The sequence below is a fragment of the Nocardia uniformis NBRC 13702 genome, from assembly GCF_001613345.1.
Lineage (GTDB): Bacteria > Actinomycetota > Actinomycetes > Mycobacteriales > Mycobacteriaceae > Nocardia > Nocardia uniformis.
Window position 1 is genome coordinate 123,672 of the sequence record NZ_BDCE01000049.1, and the last position, 20,889, is coordinate 144,560.

The 20,889-nt window shown below is 66.6% G+C and carries 22 protein-coding genes and 1 pseudogene; 12 read left to right on the forward strand and 11 right to left on the reverse strand.

Annotation, left to right across the window (positions count from 1 at the left end):
• Positions 1-201: 201 nt before the first annotated feature.
• From NU1_RS16945 to NU1_RS16955, 4 genes and pseudogenes are all read right to left on the reverse strand, one after another.
• A complete protein-coding gene (locus NU1_RS16945) occupies positions 202-639 on the reverse strand; it encodes a hypothetical protein (protein WP_157552411.1) in 438 nt (145 codons plus the stop codon).
• A 200-nt stretch (positions 640-839) separates the two neighbouring features.
• Positions 840-1,034 (reverse strand): annotated as a pseudogene (locus NU1_RS44265) (DUF6924 domain-containing protein); the annotation flags it as partial.
• A gap of 343 nt (positions 1,035-1,377) precedes the next feature.
• Complete coding sequence (locus NU1_RS16950) at positions 1,378-2,316, reverse strand: sigma-70 family RNA polymerase sigma factor (RefSeq protein WP_067522510.1); 939 nt, start codon at positions 2,314-2,316, stop codon at positions 1,378-1,380.
• A 10-nt stretch (positions 2,317-2,326) separates the two neighbouring features.
• Positions 2,327-3,517: an NAD(P)/FAD-dependent oxidoreductase gene (locus tag NU1_RS16955; protein ID WP_067522511.1), complete on the reverse strand. Its 1,191-nt coding sequence runs from the start codon at positions 3,515-3,517 to the stop codon at positions 2,327-2,329.
• 213 nt (positions 3,518-3,730) lie between these two features.
• Here NU1_RS16955 and NU1_RS16960 point away from each other — a divergent pair, with 213 nt between their 5' ends.
• The 3 genes from NU1_RS16960 (at position 3,731) to NU1_RS16970 (ending at position 6,597) form a co-directional block, all read left to right on the forward strand.
• The gene (locus NU1_RS16960) at positions 3,731-4,729 is read left to right on the forward strand and encodes a 1-aminocyclopropane-1-carboxylate deaminase/D-cysteine desulfhydrase (protein ID WP_067522653.1); all 999 of its coding nucleotides are present in this window, start codon (positions 3,731-3,733) and stop codon (positions 4,727-4,729) included.
• A 30-nt stretch (positions 4,730-4,759) separates the two neighbouring features.
• The gene (locus tag NU1_RS16965) at positions 4,760-5,614 is read left to right on the forward strand and encodes a Sir2 family NAD-dependent protein deacetylase (RefSeq protein WP_067522513.1); all 855 of its coding nucleotides are present in this window, start codon (positions 4,760-4,762) and stop codon (positions 5,612-5,614) included.
• Between the two features lie 104 nt (positions 5,615-5,718).
• Positions 5,719-6,597 (forward strand): alpha/beta fold hydrolase, encoded by an 879-nt coding sequence (locus NU1_RS16970; protein ID WP_067522515.1) that lies wholly within the window; start codon positions 5,719-5,721, stop codon positions 6,595-6,597.
• 106 nt (positions 6,598-6,703) lie between these two features.
• Here the strand turns inward: NU1_RS16970 and NU1_RS16975 are convergent, their stop codons facing one another.
• Positions 6,704-8,158: an FAD-binding protein gene (locus NU1_RS16975; protein ID WP_067522516.1), complete on the reverse strand. Its 1,455-nt coding sequence runs from the start codon at positions 8,156-8,158 to the stop codon at positions 6,704-6,706.
• Positions 8,155-8,649, reverse strand: coding sequence for a VOC family protein (locus NU1_RS16980; RefSeq protein WP_084521520.1), 495 nt, complete (start codon positions 8,647-8,649; stop codon positions 8,155-8,157). The genes NU1_RS16975 and NU1_RS16980 overlap by 4 nt, the downstream gene beginning before the upstream one ends.
• An 83-nt stretch (positions 8,650-8,732) precedes the next feature.
• Here NU1_RS16980 and NU1_RS16985 point away from each other — a divergent pair, with 83 nt between their 5' ends.
• The gene (locus NU1_RS16985) at positions 8,733-9,359 is read left to right on the forward strand and encodes a TetR family transcriptional regulator (RefSeq protein ID WP_067522519.1); all 627 of its coding nucleotides are present in this window, start codon (positions 8,733-8,735) and stop codon (positions 9,357-9,359) included.
• Positions 9,360-9,413: 54 nt separating this feature from the next.
• On the opposite strand, the gene NU1_RS16990 is transcribed toward NU1_RS16985, so the two are convergent.
• A complete protein-coding gene (locus tag NU1_RS16990; protein ID WP_067522521.1) occupies positions 9,414-10,286 on the reverse strand; it encodes an LLM class flavin-dependent oxidoreductase in 873 nt (290 codons plus the stop codon).
• A gap of 200 nt (positions 10,287-10,486) precedes the next feature.
• On the opposite strand from NU1_RS16990, the gene NU1_RS16995 reads away from it, so the two are divergent.
• A complete protein-coding gene (locus NU1_RS16995; protein ID WP_157552413.1) occupies positions 10,487-10,780 on the forward strand; it encodes a hypothetical protein in 294 nt (97 codons plus the stop codon).
• A gap of 26 nt (positions 10,781-10,806) precedes the next feature.
• On the opposite strand, the gene NU1_RS17000 is transcribed toward NU1_RS16995, so the two are convergent.
• Together NU1_RS17000 and NU1_RS17005 are read right to left on the reverse strand one after the other, a co-directional pair.
• Entirely contained in the window at positions 10,807-12,306 is a 1,500-nt protein-coding gene (locus tag NU1_RS17000) for a pterin-binding domain-containing protein (RefSeq protein WP_067522525.1), read from the reverse strand.
• Positions 12,307-12,497: 191 nt separating this feature from the next.
• Positions 12,498-13,118: a LysE/ArgO family amino acid transporter gene (locus NU1_RS17005; RefSeq protein WP_067522527.1), complete on the reverse strand. Its 621-nt coding sequence runs from the start codon at positions 13,116-13,118 to the stop codon at positions 12,498-12,500.
• A 71-nt stretch (positions 13,119-13,189) separates the two neighbouring features.
• Between NU1_RS17005 and NU1_RS17010 the strand changes: the two genes are divergently transcribed.
• The 5 genes from NU1_RS17010 to NU1_RS17030 all read left to right on the forward strand — a co-directional run bounded on the left by NU1_RS17010 (position 13,190) and on the right by NU1_RS17030 (position 17,402).
• A complete protein-coding gene (locus NU1_RS17010) occupies positions 13,190-14,077 on the forward strand; it encodes a LysR family transcriptional regulator ArgP (protein ID WP_067522528.1) in 888 nt (295 codons plus the stop codon).
• 37 nt (positions 14,078-14,114) lie between these two features.
• Positions 14,115-15,272: an AI-2E family transporter gene (locus NU1_RS17015; RefSeq protein WP_067522530.1), complete on the forward strand. Its 1,158-nt coding sequence runs from the start codon at positions 14,115-14,117 to the stop codon at positions 15,270-15,272.
• A 105-nt stretch (positions 15,273-15,377) separates the two neighbouring features.
• Positions 15,378-16,463, forward strand: coding sequence for an S-(hydroxymethyl)mycothiol dehydrogenase (locus NU1_RS17020; protein ID WP_067522655.1), 1,086 nt, complete (start codon positions 15,378-15,380; stop codon positions 16,461-16,463).
• Positions 16,463-17,089, forward strand: coding sequence for an MBL fold metallo-hydrolase (locus tag NU1_RS17025; protein WP_067522532.1), 627 nt, complete (start codon positions 16,463-16,465; stop codon positions 17,087-17,089). Before NU1_RS17020 ends, NU1_RS17025 begins: the two co-directional genes overlap by 1 nt.
• 43 nt (positions 17,090-17,132) lie before the next feature.
• A complete protein-coding gene (locus NU1_RS17030) occupies positions 17,133-17,402 on the forward strand; it encodes a helix-turn-helix domain-containing protein (RefSeq protein ID WP_245720160.1) in 270 nt (89 codons plus the stop codon).
• 28 nt (positions 17,403-17,430) lie between these two features.
• On the opposite strand, the gene NU1_RS17035 is transcribed toward NU1_RS17030, so the two are convergent.
• The gene (locus NU1_RS17035; protein ID WP_157552430.1) at positions 17,431-18,531 is read right to left on the reverse strand and encodes a glutamate--cysteine ligase 2; all 1,101 of its coding nucleotides are present in this window, start codon (positions 18,529-18,531) and stop codon (positions 17,431-17,433) included.
• A gap of 254 nt (positions 18,532-18,785) precedes the next feature.
• On the opposite strand from NU1_RS17035, the gene NU1_RS17045 reads away from it, so the two are divergent.
• Complete coding sequence (locus NU1_RS17045; protein WP_067522537.1) at positions 18,786-19,121, forward strand: TfoX/Sxy family protein; 336 nt, start codon at positions 18,786-18,788, stop codon at positions 19,119-19,121.
• Between the two features lie 20 nt (positions 19,122-19,141).
• Here the strand turns inward: NU1_RS17045 and NU1_RS17050 are convergent, their stop codons facing one another.
• Positions 19,142-19,750 carry a TetR/AcrR family transcriptional regulator gene (locus tag NU1_RS17050; RefSeq protein ID WP_067522539.1) on the reverse strand — a complete coding sequence of 203 codons (609 nt, stop codon included), beginning with the start codon at positions 19,748-19,750 and terminating at the stop codon, positions 19,142-19,144.
• An 89-nt stretch (positions 19,751-19,839) separates the two neighbouring features.
• Between NU1_RS17050 and NU1_RS17055 the strand changes: the two genes are divergently transcribed.
• Positions 19,840-20,727, forward strand: coding sequence for an alpha/beta fold hydrolase (locus NU1_RS17055; RefSeq protein ID WP_169815082.1), 888 nt, complete (start codon positions 19,840-19,842; stop codon positions 20,725-20,727).
• Positions 20,728-20,889: the final 162 nt, after the last annotated feature.

Here is a 20,889-nt window from a genome sequence, read left to right on the forward strand (position 1 = left end):
GCACGATTGCGGGTGAGTTGCGGCATTGTCTTACCGTGCCGCACTGCGTGTCTGCGTCACAGACTCGGAGGGTGGCGGCACCGATGCTGTCGGGCTGGGCGCGGGCCGCCGCGGACGCCTACTCCCTCGCCGAGATCGAATCTCGTGCCGCCGAGTCGATCACGGCGCCTACCGACAGGCTCAGCGCCACATCGGTTTTGTTCAGTCCTGCTTACCGTCGGCGCCGGATCCCTCGCCCGCGGTAGGTCCGATTCTGCGCGGCCTGGCCACGCGCCGAGGGCGGGCGGGCGCATCGTCGCCGGCTCGTTTCCGCCGCGCCGCACCCAGATTGATGACGCTGCCATCGTGCTCGGCTCCGCCCGGATCCTTGCCCGGAGCGGGGGGCGCGGCGCTGGGGTCGACCGGCCACCAGCCGGTCTCGCGCTCGAGTTCTGATCGCAGTACGGGTCTGGTCGGGGCGGGGTCGTGGACTGAGCCGCCTTCCGAAAGCCAGGTCTTGTGGGGACGCTCGGGGGTTTCTTCCGGCAGGCGACGCGGGCGACGCGGCAACCGGGTGAGGTTCGACGTGCCGTCCTCGGCCTCGGGGGAACCGGCCGCGGCGGCCCGCATACCTTCCAGCTTCTTGCGTAGTCGTTCCACCGCATCGAACCTGTTCCCGCCGGGACCCGGCAAGGATCCCCGGCCAGGATTTTCCCGTTCCGACATCGAACTAGCCACGGACGGGTGCGCTAGCACCCGTCGGCACCACGGCCGCGGGTATCCCGAGCCGACCTCTGAACTTCTGCCTGATTGTGTCCCTCATGTCCGTATTCTCCCTCAGCACCGTCACCGGCGTTTTCCTACCCTGTCCCACTGGGCAGTGGAGCTGGGGCCCCGCGCCGTGGCTCGCGTGATGAGTCAACGATACCGGCGCGCCACGACCGGTCCGCGTGCTCACGGTGAGCGGCGGCATCAGCGTTCGAAGCCACGAAAACCCCGTCCGCGTCCACGGCCGCCGCAAAGTCTTCGAAGTCCATATTCGCCAGGGTCAGATCGACCTCGACCTCCGCTTACTTCGCGCGGCAGAATTCGGAAAGTCGGCAAGTCCGCGTCGGGCTCACCCCCCACTGTGGTCGAGGACGAGGATCGGGTGTTCCGGATCGCGAATGGTCCGTTCGTCGGCACCCTGTCATCAGTGAAATCTGTCCGCACCACGAGCGATTCGTCCTCCGGCAAGGCCGCGTTCGCTGGCTTGTTCTGCACGACGGTCGATTTCCGCACCGACGAATCAGTGCCAGCGGGGTCGGTACCGCCTGCCGGCGCGGAATACCCTATCGCGCAACCATTTTCGCCGGACGGCTTGGTGCGACTTGCCGTCGACACATCGCGCACAGTCATTTACCACGATTCGATCAGCGGGGCATCGTGCTCGTGGCGCTGCCATTCCTCGGTGAGGCGAGCGAGTCGGGCCGGGGCGGCGATGCCGCGCACGGTGACGATCTTGTCATCGCGGAGCTCCAGAATCGCGACGCCCACCACCCGGTCGTCGAGGGTGAAGAGCAGGGCGGGGCAGCCGTTGACCACGCCGGCATGGATCGAGGGTGAGCCGCCGGCGAGTCTCCGCTTGGCCGGGGACGGCTCGAGGCCGACCCGCACCACGGTGGCGATCCGCTCGGGGGTCGAGTACCGGATCAGCTGCTTGGCCAGTCCCCCGGCGCCGTCGGAGATAGCGGTCGCGTCGTCGGTCAGCAGTGCTACCAGTCGGTCGGTCCGGCCCGAGGAGGCGGCAGCGAGGAACGCCTCGACGATTCGGCGCGCGGAGGCGTGGTCGATGTCGGTTCTGTCGACGGAGGCGGTAATTCGACGCCGGGATCGGTGCAGGTGTTGCTGACTCGCGGATTCGGTGATGTCGAGAATCTCGGCGATCTCGGCGTGGCTGAAGGCGAAAGCCTCGCGTAGCACGTACACGGCCCGTTCGACCGGCGACAGGTGCTCCATGAGCGTCAGCACCGCCAGGGTCACCGATTCGCGCTGCTCGACGGTATCGGCCGGGCCCAGCATCGGGTCGCCGTCGAGGAGTGGTTCGGGCATCCAGGCGCCCACCGTGCGTTCGCGCCGCACCGACGCCGAGCGGAGCCGGTCGAGCGCCAGGTTGGTGACGATCTTGGTCAGCCAGGCCTCGGGCACCTCGATGTACTCCCGGTCGGCGGCCTGCCACCGCAGGAACGCGTCCTGCACCGTGTCCTCGGCGTCGGCGGCGGAGCCGAGCAGACGGTAGGCGAGCGAGGCCAGCCGATTGCGACTGGCCTCGAAACGCGCCACGGTGGCAGTGTCCATGAGCACGACCTTATGCGGCGACCACGTCGGCCGAGTGCTCTCGGCCGGTGGCCGAGCGGTACCTGTGGTTCAGCTGTCCGAACGTCGGGCGGCTCAGAGTCCAGGCGGCAGTCCCGAGGATTGCCGACTTGAAGCGCGCGGCCGACCGACCACGCAGTGCCCAGGACTTCGAGCGCGCATCACCGTCGACCACCTGGAAGAGCCCATCCTTGCGGCCCAGGCTGATGTGGTTGCCGACATACGACAGCGCTTTCGTCGAGATCTTCCGCCCGGTCCGGTCCCCGATAATCGCGGCCACCGCCTGCATACCGGTGAATCCCGCGGACGCACACGACATCGGCAGCGGCAGACCGTTATCGCCGATGACGAAGGCGCTGTCACCGGCAACGTAGACATCCGGGTGCGAGACCGACCGCATCTGACGGTCGACGGTGATCTGGCCGTTGCGTTCCACCGCGAGGCCGCTGGCGGCGGCGATCGGATGGACGGCGAACCCGGCGGCCCACACGGTCGCGTCGGAGGCGAAAGTGGTGCCGTCCGCGGCGACCGCCGCCGTCGCCTCGACACGCTCGATGGTGGTGTGCTCGTGGACCGTGATACCGAACCGGTCGAAGGCGCGCAGCAGGTGACGGCGAGCCTTCGGGCCCAGCCAGCCGCCCAGTTCGCCACTGGTGGCGAGGCTGACCCGAAGTCCCGGACGGGATTCGGCGATCTCGGTGACGGCCTCGATCGCGGTCAGGTTACCGCCGACCACCAGTACCTTCCCGTTTTCGCCCAGCTCGTCCAGGCGTGCGCGCAGGCGCAACGCGGCCGGACGCGCTGCCACGTGGAAGGCGTGCTCGTCGACACCGGGCACGCCATGGACGGCGCCGGTGCTGCCGAGTGCGTAGAGGAGGGTGTCGTATCCGAGCCGGTCGGTGCCCGCACCGTCGGCGACGGTGACAGTCCGGTGCTCGGCGTCGACGTCGGTTACCCGCGCCACTCGTAGCCGGATACCGGTGCCCGCGAAGATCTCCGCCAGCGGCCGGTGGCGCAGGTCCTGCCCGGCGGCGAGCTGGTGCAGGCGCAGCCGCTCGACGAAATCGGGTTCGGCGTTGACGACGCTGATCTCGAAGTCGTCGGGGTGGAGTTGGCGAGCCAGATATCCGGCGGAGAAGGCTCCGGCGTATCCGGCCCCGAGGACGACGATGCGGTGCTTCATGATTCGCTCCTGTCTGGTTCGCGTGCTCCTTGAACGAGACAGGCCCCGAGTTCCTGACAGCATTGATCAGTGATCTGGATCACTGTGGTGGCAGACGGACCCCGAGCCCCGCTCCGTTCGCGATGAAATGCGGGCATGACCGGCCTCGGGGCCGCCCGTGGGTCATCGAGGGGCCGGCGGCGGTTGGCCGGGAATGCGAGATACGCTGCGCGCGTGACTCCCCTGCTCCACCAGCTCTATCCGGAACTCGCTCATACGCTGCCGCACCTTTCGCTCAATACGGGTGCTACGCCGGTGCGGCGACTCGCCTCCATCGATACCACCGGTGCGGAGCTGTGGGTCAAGGACGACAGCGGGTTCGGGGACGGCGGGTGGGGCGGGAACAAGGTCCGCAAGTTGGAGTGGTTGTTGCCGGATGCGTTGCGGCAGGGGCGGCGGACCATAGTGACGGTTGGCGGGCTGGGCACGAATTGGGGGTTGGCCGCCGCGCTGTATGGGCGCGCGCAGGGCCTCGAAACTGTTCTGGCGCTGGTGGATCAGCCAATGGATGAGCATGTGCGGGAGCAGTTGGAGCGTTTGCGGGCCTCGGGGGCCGAACTGCACTTCACGCACACCAAGGTGCGGACGATCCTGCGAGCGCCACTGATTCTCGCGCGGCACTTCTCGGGGATGCGGCCACCGTATTTGCTTCCGGCGGGCGGTTCTTCACCCGTGGGGACGCTCGGCTACGTGGAGGCCGCGCTCGAAATCGCCGCTCAGGTGCGGGGTGGGGAAATGCCGGAGCCCGCGTATATTGTCACGGCTGTCGGGTCGGGCGGGACCGTGGCGGGACTGTCGCTCGGGTTGCGCCTGGCCGGACTGTCCACCCGGGTGATCGGGGTCATCGTCAATGACACTCTGCGCCTGGATGAATCGACGTTGACCCGGTTGGCGGATCGAGCCGCCGACGTGCTGCGCCGGCGTGGCGCTCGCCTGCCCGAAAATCTTTCCGCCGGGGGAAATCTCGATACCGTCACCGACTGGCTCGGCCCGGGGTACGGCGAGACGACTCCGGAAGCCAGTGCGGCACTGCGGCTCTCGGCAGAGTATGAGAGTCTCGATCTCGAGCCGGTGTACACCGCCAAGGCCATGGCCGCGCTACTCGATCTCAATGCGCACGGCCGGTTCGACGGCGGGCCGGTGCTGTTCCTCAATACCAACGGCCCACGCTGACCGCCGCCGCGCGGCTCGTACCCTGAACCCATGCCCGCAGTTCCCGATCTGGATCTCGGCCCGCTGTTCGACCTCGTCGCGGGCCGACAGGTGGCGGTGTTGACCGGGGCCGGTATCTCCACCGACAGCGGTATCCCCGATTACCGCAGTCCGGACGCCCCACCGCGCAATCCCATGACCTACCAGCAGTTCGTCGGTGATCCGGTCTTTCGGCAACGGTACTGGGCGCGCAATCATGTGGGCTGGCGGCGGATGGATGCCAGCCGTCCCAATCCCGGCCACCGCGCGCTGACGCGGCTCGAACGCGCGGGTGTGGTCAGCGGGCTGATCACCCAGAATGTCGATCTGCTGCATACCAAGGCGGGTCACCGCGCGGTGATCGACCTGCACGGCACCTACCTGCGGGTCCGTTGCCTCGCCTGCGACGCGCTGATCTCTCGATTGACCCTGGCCGACCGACTCGAGGAAGCCAATCCGGGCTTCGCCGACGACCTCACCCGCACCGGTGTCGAGGTCGCACCCGATGCCGACGCGGTGATCGCCGATACCGCCGCCTTCCGCATGGTCGATTGCGCCGAATGCGGCGGCATGCTGAAGCCCGATATCGTGTACTTCGGCGAATCGGTCCCGAAAGACCGTGTGGCGGCGTCTTTCTCGATGGTCGACGAGGCCGATATCCTGCTGGTGACCGGATCGTCCCTGACCGTCATGTCCGGCCTTCGCTTCGTCCGCCACGCCGCGAGAACCCGACGCCCGGTGGTAATCATCAATCGTGGCCCCACCCGTGGCGACGAGTTCGCCACGGTGCGTCTCGATACCGGCTGTTCTCCCGTATTGACCGCGCTGGCGGACACTGTGGCCGAAGCCCCGATCCCCGCTTGCTGACGCCCACACCGAGTGTTGCCCGCCCGACAGTGACCGCGGTCGCCACTCACCGGTTACTCCGCGCACAAAATCAACATCGCCCCAGCACCGACGAAAGGATCTCCATGTCTGCGCGTATCCCCGGTTTCGACTACCAGCGCGTCCGGGTCGCTGATGCGGTGTCGCTGCATGTCGCTGTCGCCGGTTCGGGCAGCCCGATCGTGCTACTGCACGGCTTCCCGCAGACCCATCTCATGTGGCGGCATGTGGCCGCCGATCTGGCTGCCGACCACACCGTCATCTGCCCGGATCTGCGCGGCTACGGTGACAGCGACAAACCGGCCGATACCGACGGTCAGACCTATTCCAAACGCACCATGGCGGCCGATATCGTCGCTCTGGCAAAGACTTTCGGCCACAACAGGTTCGCACTGGCCGGACACGATCGTGGCGCGCTGGTAGCGATGCGCGCCGGACTCGACCACCCGGACACCATCACCCACCTCGCCGCCCTGGATGTGGTGCCGACCATCGATATGTGGGAGGTCCTGCACGGCCTCCCGGCGGCCGTCGCCTTCCACCTCTACCTCATGGCACAGCCCCCCGGCCTACCCGAGCAGCTGATCGCGGGCAGCCCGGACACCTTCTTCGGCCACTTCCTCGACATCTGGACCTGCGATCCGGAAGCCATTCCGGCCGATATCCGCACCGCCTACCTAACGGCCAGCCGCAATGCCGTCCCCTCGATCGTGGCCGATTACCGCGCCTCGGCGAATATCGACGTCGACCATGACAGCGCGGACCGAGCAGCGGGCAGCACCCTGCGCATGCCGGTGGCGGTCCTGCAGCAGGACTGGGGCACGCTGCTCCAGTTCGATGCCAAAGCCATCTGGCAGGCCTGGGCCCCGAACCTGCATCACCACACCGTCACCACCGGTCACTTCATGGCCGAGGAGTCACCCACCGAGATCGTCGGAGCACTGCGGGATCTGCTGGCACGCTGAGAGCACCCATGCGATTCAACGCTGTCCCAGCGTCGCCGGTTCGCGCTGGGACAGCGACGCCGGCCCGGTCATACAGATCCACCACCGGCGTTCCCTCCGCGGGTCGCTATCTATAGGCGACCGCGTGGCGACCGGCCCGCCGCCCGAAGAAGGAGCCCTCGCCGAGCTGGGTGCCACTGGCATAGCCCTTGCCGTCCTGGGCGATATTGGCCGCGCAGGCCCCGGCGGCGTAGAGACCGGGCACCGGTGCGCCACTGTCCCGCAACACTTCTCCGTCGACGGAGGTGCGCAGGCCGCCGATGGTGAATCCGGCGTAGAGCGCTTTGCCGAGGGTGAGGTCGAACGCGCCCCACGGGCCCTGGTCCTGCGGTTGCAGCCATTCGGCACCCTTGTGGAAATCCGGATCCTCGCCCCGGGCGGCGTGGGTGTTGTAGCGGTCCAGGGTGGCCCGCAGGGCCGCCTCCGGAATCCGCAGCGCGGCAGCCATTTCCGCCACCGTCTCCCAGCCGTCGATGAACGGTGCGAGCGGAAAAGTCGGCCGTTCCATATGTTCGGAGTCGACAATCAGATACGCGGCGGCACCGGGTTGTTCGAGGGCGAACGCCGAGGTACGGGAATGGTAGGAATCCTCGGCCACGAATCGCTGCCCATCGCGGTTCACAATGACGCCGGTGAGCAGTCGGGAGGGTGGATAGACCGGCGCGGTAATGAAGGCCTGATCCATATGCCGCACATCGCCACCCGCGCCGATGCCCAGCCGAATTCCGATGCCGTCGTCATAGGTGGTGCCGAGGACGAAGGGTTTCTCCGCCAGCTGCGGAACATGTTCGGCGACCATTGCCGAGTTCATGACGAATCCGCCCGTGGCCAGCACTACCGAATGCGCACGCACGGCACCGGTTTCGCCGCCCCGCTTCCACCGGACGCCCACCACACGACCGTCGGCATCGGCGATCAGGTTGGTTGCCCCGGTCTCGTAGCGGACCGTGACTCCGAGTTCGGCGGCGCGCTCGACCAGCAGTTCGATCACCAGCGCCGCACCCTGCGTATCACCGGGAACCGGGACCTTGTGTCCGCGCGGGGCGGGGGCGGCGGTATCGCGGAAGGGCCATACCTTCTCGTTGCCGGTGTACATCAAACCCTGCGTGCCCGGCTGGATGACCGCCTTCTCCGGGTAGTAGCTGCGCTCGAACTCGAATCCGAGGCTCTCCAGCCAGTCGAAATGCTCCACGCTGCCATCGCAGTAGGCGCGAATCTTGTCGAGTTCGGGTGCACGCGAGACGGCCGCGAGATATTTGTACATCTCCTCCGCCGAATCCGGGTGCCCGGTGGCCCGCTGCACCGCGGTGCCGCCGCCGAGGTAGAAGTGCCCGCCCGCCAATGCCGTTGTGCCACCGGCGACTCCGGCCCGCTCCAGAACGAGCACCCGTGCCCCGGCCGCGGCGGCCTCCACCGCCGCGCAGCCGCCCGCGATGCCGAATCCGGCTACCACCACATCGAATTCGTCGGACCAGGCGGCAATCTCGCTCGCCGCGATCGTTTCCGGTATCTGTGTGCTCATTCCGCATCCTTCGCGAGCTGTTGGAAGAAGGTCCGCATATTCGGGCCGATCTCGGCGAGTTCGATGTACGGCACGCCGTGCGTACCCCCGTCGAGGTAGGCGAATCGCATTTCGCCGCCGCTCATCTCACCCCGCTGTACCACCGGAGCTCCGCGCTCGGCGGCGGCCGCGATGGCGGCATCGAAATCCGCGGGCTCCATACAGATGTGATGCAGTCCCGGGCCGCCGCGTTCCAGGAATTCGGTGTAGATCGACTGCCCGCGCACCGGTTGGATCAGCTCGAGTTGCATATCGCCGCGGTAGGCCAGCGAGATGTGTGCGGTGAAGTCCGCGGGCTCACCGCGGTAGGTGCAGGTGTCCGGCCCGAAGGGGACATCGGGTATCCGCGTCCAGCGGCGTACCCCGAAGCAGGTCTCGAAGAATCGTTCGGTCGCGTCCATATCGGTGACCACCCACGCGATCTGAGTGATCGGGCCGTCCACGCTAGTCAGTTCCACCCCGGCAGTTAAGCAGATTCGCTTAACACCCGAAAGCCCCCGCTTCGATACCGGCCCGCTCCGGCTATAGTGTCGCCGTGACCAGCCCGGATGCCCGCGAACTGATTCTCCTCGCCGGTGAGCGCCTGATTGCCGATTCCGGTTGCGCGGTCTCGCTGCGCGATATAGCGGTAGCGGCCAACCAGCGCAACAACTCCGCGGTGCACTATCACTTCGGTTCCCGTGACGGGCTCATCGCCGCCATAGTCGAACGCCGCCAACAGGCCCTCGATGCCGATCGCATGGCCCTCCTGTCCGAGCATGACGACGCCACCACACCCGACACCCCCGCCCCGCTGCTGGCCATCCTGGTACGCCCCATGTTCGACACCCCCTACGCCGAGGGCAGCACCCACTACGCCCGCTTCCTCGAACAGGTCCGCACCCACCCCGTCATCAGTGCCATCGACCTGCACGGGGAGCGTTGGCCCGCGACGAAAATGACCGTCCAGCGCCTGCACCGCTCGCTCACCGACTTCCCGGCCGCCCTTCGTGCGCAGCGCCTACGAGCCATGAGCACGGTCATGTTCGCCTTACTCGCCGACTACGAACGCCGTCGCTTCTCCGGCGCTTCCCACGGCCTGCCGGATGTCGAGGACGACATCCTCGCCATGCTCACCGGGTTGCTCACCGCACCCGATCCGGCCGCGGCACGAACGCACTGACATCGGTTCCCTCGCAGGATCTGCTCGCGACAGGATGACCCGTGCCGCAGCGCTTTACGGCACCAGCGGGCGAACCTGCTCGGCGACGAAGCGAACGAAGGCGGCCGGGTCCGGGTCATCGGCGGTGGGCTCCAGGATGACGCTGGTGGCACCGGCCTCGGTCCAGCGAGCGACACAGTCGGCGATGGCGTGTGCGTCACCTGCGACGCCCACGTCGGGGATGGGGTCACCGGTGTCCGCTCGCAGGCGTGCGGCGAGTCGTTCGGCCGCGCCGGGGCCGGTGGCGGCAGCCAGGTAGACGATGACCGGATACGGTTGGCGCGCAGCGGTCTCGGGGCGTGCGGTACGAATGACGTCTACGGCGGCGCGAATGCGGTCGGCCGGGGTGGAACTGGTGAGGATGACGCCGTCCGCGGCCTCGCCGACCAGGTGCAGGGTGCGGGGGCCGGTCGCGGCGGCGAATATCGGCGGTGCGGTGACTGGGGGCCAGTCCAGGGCGACGTCGTCGAGGTGGATGTAGCGGCCTTTCACGGTGATTCGCTCACCGGCGAGCAATCCGCGTAGGGCGTCGAGGTATTCGCGGAGCAGGGTCACCGGGGAGGCGACTCGTGCGCCCACCTGCCCCATCCAGTCCTGTACACCGTGCCCGATACCCCAGATGGCCCGCCCGGGAAATAGTCGTTCCAGAGTTGCGATCTCCATGGCGGTCAGTGCGACACTGCGTAGCGGTACCGGCAGCACCCCGACTCCGATGCGCACCCGCTCGCTCCAGGCCAGCGCGGCCGCGACGGTCGCGATTGCGCCTTCCTGGAAGCAGTCCTCCCACAACCAGAGTTCCTCGAGTCCCGAATCATCCGCTGCGCGAACCACATCACGCAGCCGCTCCGGTGGATTGTCCGGCCGGAACACGGCACCCAGCGTCGTCATGAATCCATGCCTACCAGAGCCCACCGACAGCGGCAGTGCGCTCGATGATCACGGAATCCTGATGGCCCGTCGCGATGAACACCGGGGCGGTCGCCCCAGACGGTTCTGTCCGGGTACGGACATATCGGCGCCCATAGAAATAGTGGCGTTTCACTTTCTGGGATGACGGCTACAGTCCCGTGCACGACGAAAGGACCGATATGACTCGAACTCTTGCGAAAACGGCAGTGGCGGCGGCATGCTCATTCGCACTGTTGCTGCCCGCATCGGGGGTGGCCGGTGCCGATTCCGGGATTGCCGCACCGGTCGCCGAAGCCGGAACGGGCAGCGCTCAGCTGGCACAAACAGGGTCAGGCACCGGTTCGGTGGGGATAGATGTCGCCACCGCGATTTTCATCTGCGAACTCACCGGCGGCGACTACCGGTTCCCCGTACTCACCGTCGAAGGCGGTTGCTACGGCGGACTCCTCGGCTACGAAACGCCGCCCGGATAGCGGGGTCGAATCGCGGACCGTAACGATCAGCGGTGTCGGCGGAAGTACACGATGTGGTCGCCGAAGTCGGTGAGCGGGCCGGTTTCCGCGGCCTGGCGGATACCGCTGGCAGGCAGGCGGGTGAGCTTCGCGAACATCGGGGTATTGCCGAAGGCCGCGCGTACCTGGGTTTCGGAGGCGTAGTCCGCGCCGTACTCGGCGAGTGCTCCGAAATTCAGCGGTGCCAACGGGGTATCGAGTGCGCTCGGTCCGGCGGGGCGGCCCAGTGCGGCGTACTGGGTGGCCGCGCCGTCCTCGTACCAGCACATCTCGTAGGCCAGGTTCTCGGTGGTGGCTACGGTCACTACCGGCCAGTTCTTCGACAGTCGCAGTGCCAGTGGGTGTTTGCCCACCGGTGCGACCTCCCACTTGAGGCTCTTGACCGAGATCCAGTGTTCGGAGGTGCGTTCCAGCAGCACCACATCGTCGCCGAGGGTTTCCTCCGGATTGGGCTGCGGTTGCGGAATGCTCCAGTGTTTCTGATCCACACCGAGGAAGGCGGTGGCGTCCACGATCTGGGCGCCGTCGGCGGTGTAGGAGGCGATGACCGCGGCGCGCACCTGATCGAGTGCGTCACTGTCCGAACAGCGCACGCTGAGTGCGCCGAAGGAGGTGGCGATCTCCATGGGCCGCGATGGCTGATCCGGAAGCGCGCCCGCGGCAAGGGGTTTCAACCCGACCAGCGCGAGCTTCCAATTGATCTCTTCGATGGTCGAGAGGTCGCCGGAGGTCTGGTACAGGATTTGCTGCTGGGTCAGGTAGCCCGCGCGATCCAGGGTGAGCGCGTCCAGTTTGGTGAGAGCGGTGAGGGTCTTACTGGTGAAACCGATATCCTCGACCCGGATTTCGCGCAGACGTGCGGTCATGGCCGCGGATGTGACCGAGGTGTAGAGCTCCCGGTACTGCGCCAGCGCCGGTTTGCGCTGCCGCCCGACCATGAAGGTGCGCAGCAACATATCCAGACTGGCGAGGTAGCGCGCCGCGGTCTCCGGATCATTGGCGAAGAGGGCGGCCCGAATCCGCACCGCGTCCGCGCTGGCGGCGACGGCAGCGTCGGGATCGAGGCGCATCAACCACACGCCACATTTGGACAGCGAATCCGCGCAGGCGGCCGCGGCGTTCGGATACTTCTGCGCCACAAAGCGATACGCGTCGCAGGCATCGCGAATGGTATGGGTGGCCAATTGCCGGTGTCCGATGGTCCGCGCGGCATGCTCGAACAGCCGCAGCGCGTCCTGGACCTTCCCGGCGAATTGCGCGTCGACCCGTCCGGCGCTGAGCCAGCGCAGTCGAATGTGTACGGCCTCCTGCGCGGGTTCGAGCGCACCGGGTGACCGATCCCGGACCGATTCGTCGTTCTTGGTGGCGATCAGTGCCGTGGCGAATTCACACAGCGAATCCGCCAGCCGCAGTTCGGCGTCGGCGGATCGGTCCGCGGCCGCCCGCCGATCGTCGCTTACCTGACGCTCGATAGCGCTCAGATCCATCGCGATCCCAACTCCCGCAATCACCTCCGCGCTCGGTCGAATGCACGACCGCGCACGCACTCCCGGGCCGAGTCTGCCACAGTTTCGGTCGACGCAGCATCGGACCAGGTTAATCGCGGCGTCAATTCCAGCATCTCGCCAGCGATCACGGTAGTCGAATCCCGGCCACCCGCCCCGCGGTCGGCCACCGGCTACATGATCAGCAATGCACCGGCGAGCGCCAGCATGACCACCGCGATGACCGAATCCAGTACGCGCCAGGCGGTTTTGCGTGCGAACAGCGGTGCGAGATACCGCGCCCCGAAGCCGAGTGCGAAGAACCACACCATGCTGCCGAGCATGGCCCCCGCCGCCAGGAACCAGCGATCCGGAGTGGCGAAATGACTGGCGTAGGAACCGAGCAGCACCACGGTGTCGAGATAGGCGTGCGGATTGAGCCAGGTCACCGCGAGACAGGTGGCCACGGTCGCGCCGAGTGCCATACCGGTCCCGGCGGTGTCACCCGACAGCGCACCACCCGATACCGCGCGCCGCGCCGCCAGTAGGGCGTACCCGATGAGGAACGCGGCTCCGGCATAGCGGAACACGGTCATAACGGTCGGCGCGGCCTGTACGAGCGCCCCGGCCCCGCCGACACCCATGCCGATGAGCGCCACATCCGAGAGCGCGCACACCGACACCACGGCGAGTACATGCTCGCGGCGAATTCCCTGGCGCAGCACGAACGCGTTCTGCGCGCCGATCGCAATGATCAGCGACAAGCCGAATCCCAAACCGGAGAGTGCGGCCAGAGCCGCCGACGAAGCGTTCACAGTTCGACGGTAAGGCGCTGGCAAACACCAAACAAGCTAATGATTCTCACCCATCATTAGAATCCCTTAATATGGATCTGCAACTGGACCAGCTGCGTGCCCTGGACGCGGCCGTCACCGAGGGCACGCTCGAGGCCGCCGCCCGCCACCTGCACGTCACCCCGTCGGCGGTGAGTCAGCGCATCAAGGCACTCGAGGACGCGGCCGGCCGCATTCTGCTGCGGCGCACCAAACCGGTACAGCCCACCGAATCCGGACTGGCCATGCTGCGGCTGGCCCGCCAGATCGAACTTCTCACCGGCGATACCGCCCGCGAACTCGGCGACGCCGAACAGCCCGCGAGCCGGCCCACCCGCATTCCCATCGCGGTCAATGCCGATTCCCTGCAAACCTGGGTAATGCCGGCCCTGGGCCGCGCCCGCGCCGGGGTCTACTTCGAAATCCATCGCGAGGACGAGGAGCACACCACCCGGCTACTGCGCGACGGCACGGTCATGGCCGCCATCACCGCCACCGCCACCCCGGTCCAGGGCTGTACGGTGCAACCCCTCGGCGCGATGCGATACCGCCCGACCGCGAGCCCGGAATTCGTCGAGACCTGGTTCGCCGACGGCCCCACCGCCAAGGCTTTCGCCGTCGCACCGGTGGTGCAGTTCGACCGCAATGACGACCTGCAGTACAAACTCATGCGCCGGCACAGCCGCAAACCGCTGGACCCGCCGTGCCACTACATTCCGTCCTCCACCGGTTTCGGCGCGGCGATCAAACTGGGCATGGGCTGGGGCATGATGCCCGATATCCAGGCCGCCGACGATCTCGCCGCGGGCCGCCTGGTCGCCTTCGACCCACGCGGCGTGATCGACGTACCGCTGTACTGGCAGCAGTGGCGACTCGACTCCCCCACCCTGCGCGCCATCGCCGACACGATCGCGCACGCCGCAGCCGCAGCCCTCCGGTGACGCGAATTCCGGCGAATCCCATGCCAGACTCGTCCCCATGACTGAGCCCTCCATCGAACCCGACACCGACGAAAAGCCGACCCCGACCTCCGGGGATCGCGGCCAGGTCATCGGCAAGGGACTGATGTGGCTGGCCAAATGGTCACTGTGCCTGGCCGCCATTGCCGTGGGTACGTGGGTGATCGGCTGGGTCGTCGCCAAATTCTGGGTGGCGGTACTGCCGGTGGCCCTGGCCATCGTGGTCACCACCGTGCTGTGGCCGCCCGCCCGCTGGCTCATCCGCCGCGGCCTGCCGTCCGCGCTGGCAGCGACGATCACGGTGGTCGGACTGCTCGCGATACTCATCGGCGTCATCGCGCTGATCGTGCCCTCCGTGGCCGATCAGTCCCCGGCACTGGCCGACCAGGCCACCGAGGGTGTCGACCGGGTGCGCAACTGGTTGCAGGGACCGCCGCTGAATATCCGTGACGACCAATTGGATTCGGCCGTGGACGCGATCGTCAGCCGGCTGCAATCCAGCGGCGAGCGCATCGCGGCCGGCGTATTCACCGGGGTCAGCGCGGCTACCACCGCCATTATCAATCTGGTCCTGGTACTCATGCTGTCCTTCTTCTTCGTGAAGGACGGCACGAAGCTGATGCCGTGGCTGCACCGCGTCCTCGGCGATCGCAGCGGCCGCCACATCGAAGCGGTGCTCGACCGGATCTGGGTCACCCTCGGCGGTTTCATCCGCACCCAGGCGGTGGTGAGTCTCATCGACGCGGTACTGATCGGCGCGGGACTGATAATCCTCGGGATTCCGCTGGCCATGGTGCTCATCGTGCTCACCTTCCTCGGCGGATTCATCCCGATCGTCGGCGCCTTCGTGGCGGGTGCGCTGGCGGTGCTGGTCGCCCTGGTCGCCAAGGGGGTCCCGACCGCGCTCATCGTGCTGGCCATCATCATCGTGGTGCAGCAAGTGGAAGGCAATGTGCTGCAGCCGGTTCTGCAAAGCCGCAGTATGAAGATGCACGCTGTCATAGTCTTGCTCGCCATCACCGTCGGCGGCTCGCTGTTCGGCATTATCGGAGCCTTCCTGGCGGTGCCGGTGACGGCCGTCGCGACGGTCGTGCTGCGCTATGTCCTGGAACAGATCGATGCCGCCACCGCGCCCCCGCCCCCCGAATCCAAGGACGAAATCTCGGATGCGGCATGACAATTCGTGCCTGAACCCGCATAGCGGACGGCAATGCCGTCGCCGCGACTCATGCAGGTATGCGAAGGTGTGAGTCGGATTCATGTCATTGAGGAAGGGAAACACGTGCCCCAGACTGTGCGCGGCGTGATCGCACGCTCCAAGAACGCCCCGGTAGAAGTGACCGAGATCGTAATCCCCGATCCCGGACCGGGCGAAGCGGTCGTACAGGTGCAGGCGTGCGGGGTATGCCATACCGATCTGCACTACCGCGAAGGCGGCATCAACGACGAATTCCCATTCCTGCTCGGCCATGAGGCGGCGGGCATTGTGGAGGCCGTGGGCGAGGGCGTCACCGATGTGGAGCCGGGCGATTTCGTCATTCTCAACTGGCGCGCGGTCTGCGGATCGTGTCGCGCCTGTCGTAAGGGCAAGCCGTGGTACTGCTTCTCGACCTTCAATGCCACCCGTCCGATGACACTCACCGATGGCACGCCGCTCACCCCAGCGCTGGGTATCGGCGCGTTCGCGGAGAAGACCCTGGTGCACAGCGGACAGTGCACCAAGGTGGATCCGACCGCCTCCCCCGCCGCGGCGGGCCTGCTCGGCTGCGGCGTCATGGCCGGACTCGGCGCGGCCGTCAATACCGGTGCGGTCAGCCGCGGTGACAGCGTCGCCGTCATCGGCTGCGGCGGTGTCGGCAACGCGGCCGTCGCGGGCGCGAAGCTGGCGGGTGCGACCACCGTGATCGCCGTCGATCTCGACGAGCGAAAGCTCAAGTGGGCCGAGGGATTCGGGGCCACCCACACCGTAGACGCCTCGAAGGAGGATGCGGTGGAACGTATTCAGGAGTTCACCGACGGCTTCGGCGCCGACGTGGTGATCGATGCGGTCGGCCGCCCGGAAACCTGGAAACAGGCGTTCTACGCCCGCGATCTGGCGGGCACCGTGGTGCTGGTCGGGGTGCCCACCCCGGATATGACGCTGGAAATGCCGCTCATCGACTTCTTCTCGCGCGGTGGCTCACTCAAATCCTCCTGGTACGGCGACTGCCTGCCCGCACGCGATTTCCCGTACCTCATCGAACTGTACAAGCAGGGCCGTTTCGATCTGGACGCCTTTGTCTCCGAGACGATTTCCCTCGACGAGGTGGAGCAGGCGTTCACCAAGATGCATCACGGTGAGGTGCTACGCTCGGTGGTGGTGCTGTAGTGGCACGCATCGACCACACCGTCACCTCCGGCACCTTCAGCCTGGACGGGCAGACCTTCGACGTCGACAACAATGTGTGGGTGGTCGGCGACGACAGCGAATGCGTCATCATCGACGCCCCGCACGAGGTGGCGGCGATCATGAAGCTGGTGGGCGACCGCCGCGTGACGGCCATCCTGGCCACTCACGCCCATGACGACCACATTCGGGTCGCACCCGAATTGGCCAGGGAGACCGGCGCTCCCATCCTGCTGCATCCGGATGATCTGGTGCTGTGGCGGCTCACCCACCCGGAGGTGCTGCCCGATGGTGAACTCGCCGACGGACAGCTCATCGAGGTGGCGGGTACGCCGTTGCGGGTCCTGCACACCCCGGGTCACGCACCGGGCGCGGTGTGCTTCCACGCTCCCGAGCTGAGCGCGATCTTCACCGGCGACACGCTGTTCCACGGCGGTCCCGGTGCGACCGGTCGCTCCTACTCCGATTTCGGCACCATCGTGACCTCCATCGCCGACCGGCTGCTCACGCTGCCCGGCGAGACGGTCGTACATACCGGCCATGGCGAGAACACCACAATCGGGGACGAGGCCCCACATTTGCAGGATTGGCTCCGTCGAGGACAGTGAAATCGCCTGCGTGCGATCTCTGATCAGGGATACCGTTGAAGATATGATCGAAGGCACCGAGCTAATCCGCTCCGGACAAACGGCGCTCCGGCGAATGACCACGGACCGCCGCCGCCTGCTCATGGACCTGGTGACTCAGCGCCGGGCAGCGGGCCTGTCCCAGACCGAGATCGCCGCCCGCATGCACACCTCCCAATCGGCGGTGGCGCGTTTGGAGGCCGGACAGGTCGACGTCCGGATCTCCACCCTCGAGCGCTACGCCGCCGCCATCGGCAGCCGGATCACCTGGCAATTGGGGCCGGGCGAGGAGTGATCCTCGCCCGCTCCGGAATTCGCCGGGTTCACCGGTACGACCGCAGGGTCGCCTCCGCGAGTTCCTCGACCACATCGCCGATCTCGCCGCGCTCCCGAAATGCGTTGAGCTGCCGTCGCGCTCCATTACCGTGCACCATCAGCGCGGCGACGGATTCGTCCACGAAGCCCCGGTCGCCCAGCTGCTCCAGTGCCGGGGCGATGTGGTCGAGGAGCATCCCGAGCAGATCTCGTGCCGGAATCAGCTTTCCGTCAACGGGATTCACGCTCTCGCCGTCGATGCCGAAGCGTGCGGCCTTCCAATACGCCGCCCGCAGTACGTCATCCGCGACTGCCGGAGCCTGCCGACCCGCCTCCAGGTCCCGGCGCGCGGTCATGACGGTGGCGCGCACCAGGGTGGCCAGTAATGCAGACTCCTCCACGGTGGCGGGCACATCGCTGATCCGAATCTCCACCGTAGGAAAGGTCGCCGAGGGCCGCACATCCCAATACACCATCTTGCGATCGAGGATGACGCCCAGCGAGAGCATCATCTCCACCGCCGCGTCGTACTCCAGTACCGAGGAGAAGTGCGGCGGCGGACCGGCACTCGGCCAGCGTCGCCACAGCACACTGCGCCAACTGGCATATCCGGTTTCGATACCGCGATAGATGGCGGAATTGGCCGTCAATGCCAGATAGAGCGGTAACCACGGTCGCAGAAAGTTGCTGACCTGCAACGCCACTTCACGATCGGGCACCGCCACATGCACATGACAGCCACACAGTCCCGGCTCGTGGGCGAGCATGCCGAAGTCCTCGGCAATGCGACGATAACGCGGCGTACTGGTGACCGGCAGATCCTCCGATACGGTCGGCGGTATTCCCACCGCCAGCAATAGGGCGTTGTTCTTCTCGGCGCACATGGCCGCCCCGCGCCGCAGTTCACGTAATTCGCGCAGTAGTCCGTCGGTGGTGGAATGCACGCGGGTGCTGGTTTCCACCTGACAGCGGCTGAATTCCAATTGCAGGTCGATACCGAAATCCGCGGCGGTACGCGCGACATCGACATTCCGCCCGACCGCCGCACCGGTCCGCGGATCCACCAGGAGAAATTCTTCTTCGACGCCAACCGTCGGCGGGGCTTCCACTGTGTTCGAATACCCCCTGATCAGATCCGGAGACATCGGAATTCCCCGAATGCCGGACCTGATCAAGCATGACCCGCCGCACCCGCCCCCACAAGGAACGACCGGTCGGCATTCCAGCGGCGCGCACCTGCCCGGCTTCAGGGTTGGGCTCACCACCCCGCACCACGCCCTGGGACACGGTGATCTCGATACGAAGTCGGACACAGCGACGGTATGGACCGCCAACCTGTCGGTGCTCGCGTGCACAATGCGGTATGGCGTATGACGAGGTGCTCGCGGAACGGATTCGGGATGCTCTTGGCCCCGACCGAGTCGATGCGATCGAGAAGAAGATGTTCGGCGGCCTGTCCTTCATGATCGACGGCAATATGGCGGTGGCGGCCAGCGGGAGGGGCGGCCTGCTGGCGCGGGTCGATCCGAATGAGGCGACAGAACTACTACGCCGCAAGTCCGTGGAGACCATGACCATGGGCGGGCGCGAGATGCACGGCTGGCTCCATGTCGGCCCCGACGTGATCGACGACGATGCGGCCCTGACCGAGTGGGTGCATCGCAGCGTCGCCTTCGCGCGGACGCTACCTCGCAAGTAGGGGGACGGCCGCGCCGCCGATCAGCCCGCGGTCGTGCCGAACAATCGGTCCAGCAGTCGGTCTACCAGCGCCACCGCCAGCTCCGGACCACCGTATCCGGCCGCCATGCCCTGGGTCAGCCCGCCCATGGCGGCCAGTGCCAGTTCACCGTCGAGTTCCGGATCCACGTCCAGCGTCGCGTCGAGCGCCCGGGCCCGCTCCAGTTGTGCGGAGATCATGGCCACCAAGAATTTCGGCGCACCCGCCTGTTCCTCGATGGTGATGCCCTGTCCACTCATCGCCGCCTGATTGAACGCCCCGAGCACTATGGTCTCGGCCCGCCGTTCCGCGTCCAGGGGCAATAGCGCGGTCAACACCGCCCGCACCGTATCCCGCGGCGAGGCCCCCGCCCCGAGACCCTCGAGTGCCCGCGCGAATCGCGCGCCGCCATCCTCGACCACCGCTCGGTGGGTGGCGAGGAGAAACTCTCGCTTGTTCCCGAAGTAGTACTGCACCAATCGGACCGAGATGCCCGCCTCCGCCGCGACCGACTGAAAGGTGGCCGCTTGCAGTCCGCCCGCGACAATGACGCGTCGCACGGCATCGGTGATCTCTCGTCGCCGCTGCTCGTGATCCACCAACCGAGGCACGTACTACTTCCTTCCTTCATCCGAGCACCGTGAAAGACGCCATGGTACGCCCATACCATTTATATGGTACGTTGATATCATCAAAGCTGATGAAGGGGAGGCCAGTGGCCAAGATCGGACGGTTCAAGAGCGATAAGGCGCGAGCGGCCTATATGAGTGCCTATGACGATATGGCGGCACTGTCACCGATTCCCTATACCGGGCGCGATGCCGAAACATGCTTCGGGACAACCCATGTCCATACCTTCGGCTCGGGATCGGGCACACCGCTGGTCCTACTGCATCCACTCGGCGGCAATGGCCTCTGCTGGTATCCCGTGATCGAGGAACTGTGTCGCGACCGGGTGGTCTACGCCCCGGACACCATCGGTACGGCGGGTAGGAGCGTGCAAACCGCACCGATTACCGAGCAGGCCCAATTCGGCGTATGGCTCGATGAGGTGCTCGCGGGCCTCGGCGCGGACCGGGCGCATGTACTCGGCTTCTCCGACGGCGGCTGGCACGCCGCCATGGCCGGTTTCCACCAGCCCAAACGGCTGGCCAGTCTGACGGTGATCGAGCCGGGCGGTGTCATCGTCAAACTGCGCTGGAGCGCCCTGTTCCAGATCATGAGGTTCGCGATCATGCCCAGTAAGAAGAATATGACCCGGATGAACGAGTGGGTGATGCCCGGTGTACCCATCTCCGAGGTCGAGATGCGGGCCGCCAAGGCATCACTCGGCTACCAGCGACATCTGCCGTGGGGAACGGTATTCGAAGATACTGACCTGCAATCGATCACGATTCCGTCGCTGTGGATCTTCGGTGGTGAATCGGAGATCGTCTACCCGGCCGAGGCTGCGGGACAGCGGGTCCGGGCACATGTGCCGCAGGCCGAGGTGGAGGTCTACCCCGGCCTGGGCCACGGCTTGTTCTTCGCGAACGCCGACCGGGTAGTGCCGCGAGTTCAGGACTTTCTGCGCCGACACGACCGATAGACCCGGCCAGTCGCACCGAATTCGGTTCCCACTGGGCGTTTCCACCCACCGATCTCCCGCACTCAAGCAACAATGAGCAAACACCTCCAGGTGGTCAATGCTCGACGAGATGGTCCCATCACCCTGGTTGGCGTCACCCAGGGCGGTGCGGCACGGGAGAGA

Coding starts and splice junctions, on each gene's coding strand:
- NU1_RS16950 (WP_067522510.1), bottom strand. CDS start 2,316: ATGGACACTGCCACCGTGGCGCGTTTCGAGGCCAGTCGCAATCGGCTG.
- NU1_RS16955 (WP_067522511.1), bottom strand. CDS start 3,517: ATGAAGCACCGCATCGTCGTCCTCGGGGCCGGATACGCCGGAGCCTTC.
- NU1_RS16965 (WP_067522513.1), top strand. CDS start 4,760: ATGCCCGCAGTTCCCGATCTGGATCTCGGCCCGCTGTTCGACCTCGTC.
- NU1_RS16970 (WP_067522515.1), top strand. CDS start 5,719: ATGTCTGCGCGTATCCCCGGTTTCGACTACCAGCGCGTCCGGGTCGCT.
- NU1_RS16975 (WP_067522516.1), bottom strand. CDS start 8,158: ATGAGCACACAGATACCGGAAACGATCGCGGCGAGCGAGATTGCCGCC.
- NU1_RS16990 (WP_067522521.1), bottom strand. CDS start 10,286: ATGACGACGCTGGGTGCCGTGTTCCGGCCGGACAATCCACCGGAGCGG.
- NU1_RS16995 (WP_157552413.1), top strand. CDS start 10,487: ATGACTCGAACTCTTGCGAAAACGGCAGTGGCGGCGGCATGCTCATTC.
- NU1_RS17000 (WP_067522525.1), bottom strand. CDS start 12,306: ATGGATCTGAGCGCTATCGAGCGTCAGGTAAGCGACGATCGGCGGGCG.
- NU1_RS17010 (WP_067522528.1), top strand. CDS start 13,190: ATGGATCTGCAACTGGACCAGCTGCGTGCCCTGGACGCGGCCGTCACC.
- NU1_RS17015 (WP_067522530.1), top strand. CDS start 14,115: ATGACTGAGCCCTCCATCGAACCCGACACCGACGAAAAGCCGACCCCG.
- NU1_RS17030 (WP_245720160.1), top strand. CDS start 17,133: ATGATCGAAGGCACCGAGCTAATCCGCTCCGGACAAACGGCGCTCCGG.
- NU1_RS17045 (WP_067522537.1), top strand. CDS start 18,786: ATGGCGTATGACGAGGTGCTCGCGGAACGGATTCGGGATGCTCTTGGC.
- NU1_RS17055 (WP_169815082.1), top strand. CDS start 19,840: ATGAAGGGGAGGCCAGTGGCCAAGATCGGACGGTTCAAGAGCGATAAG.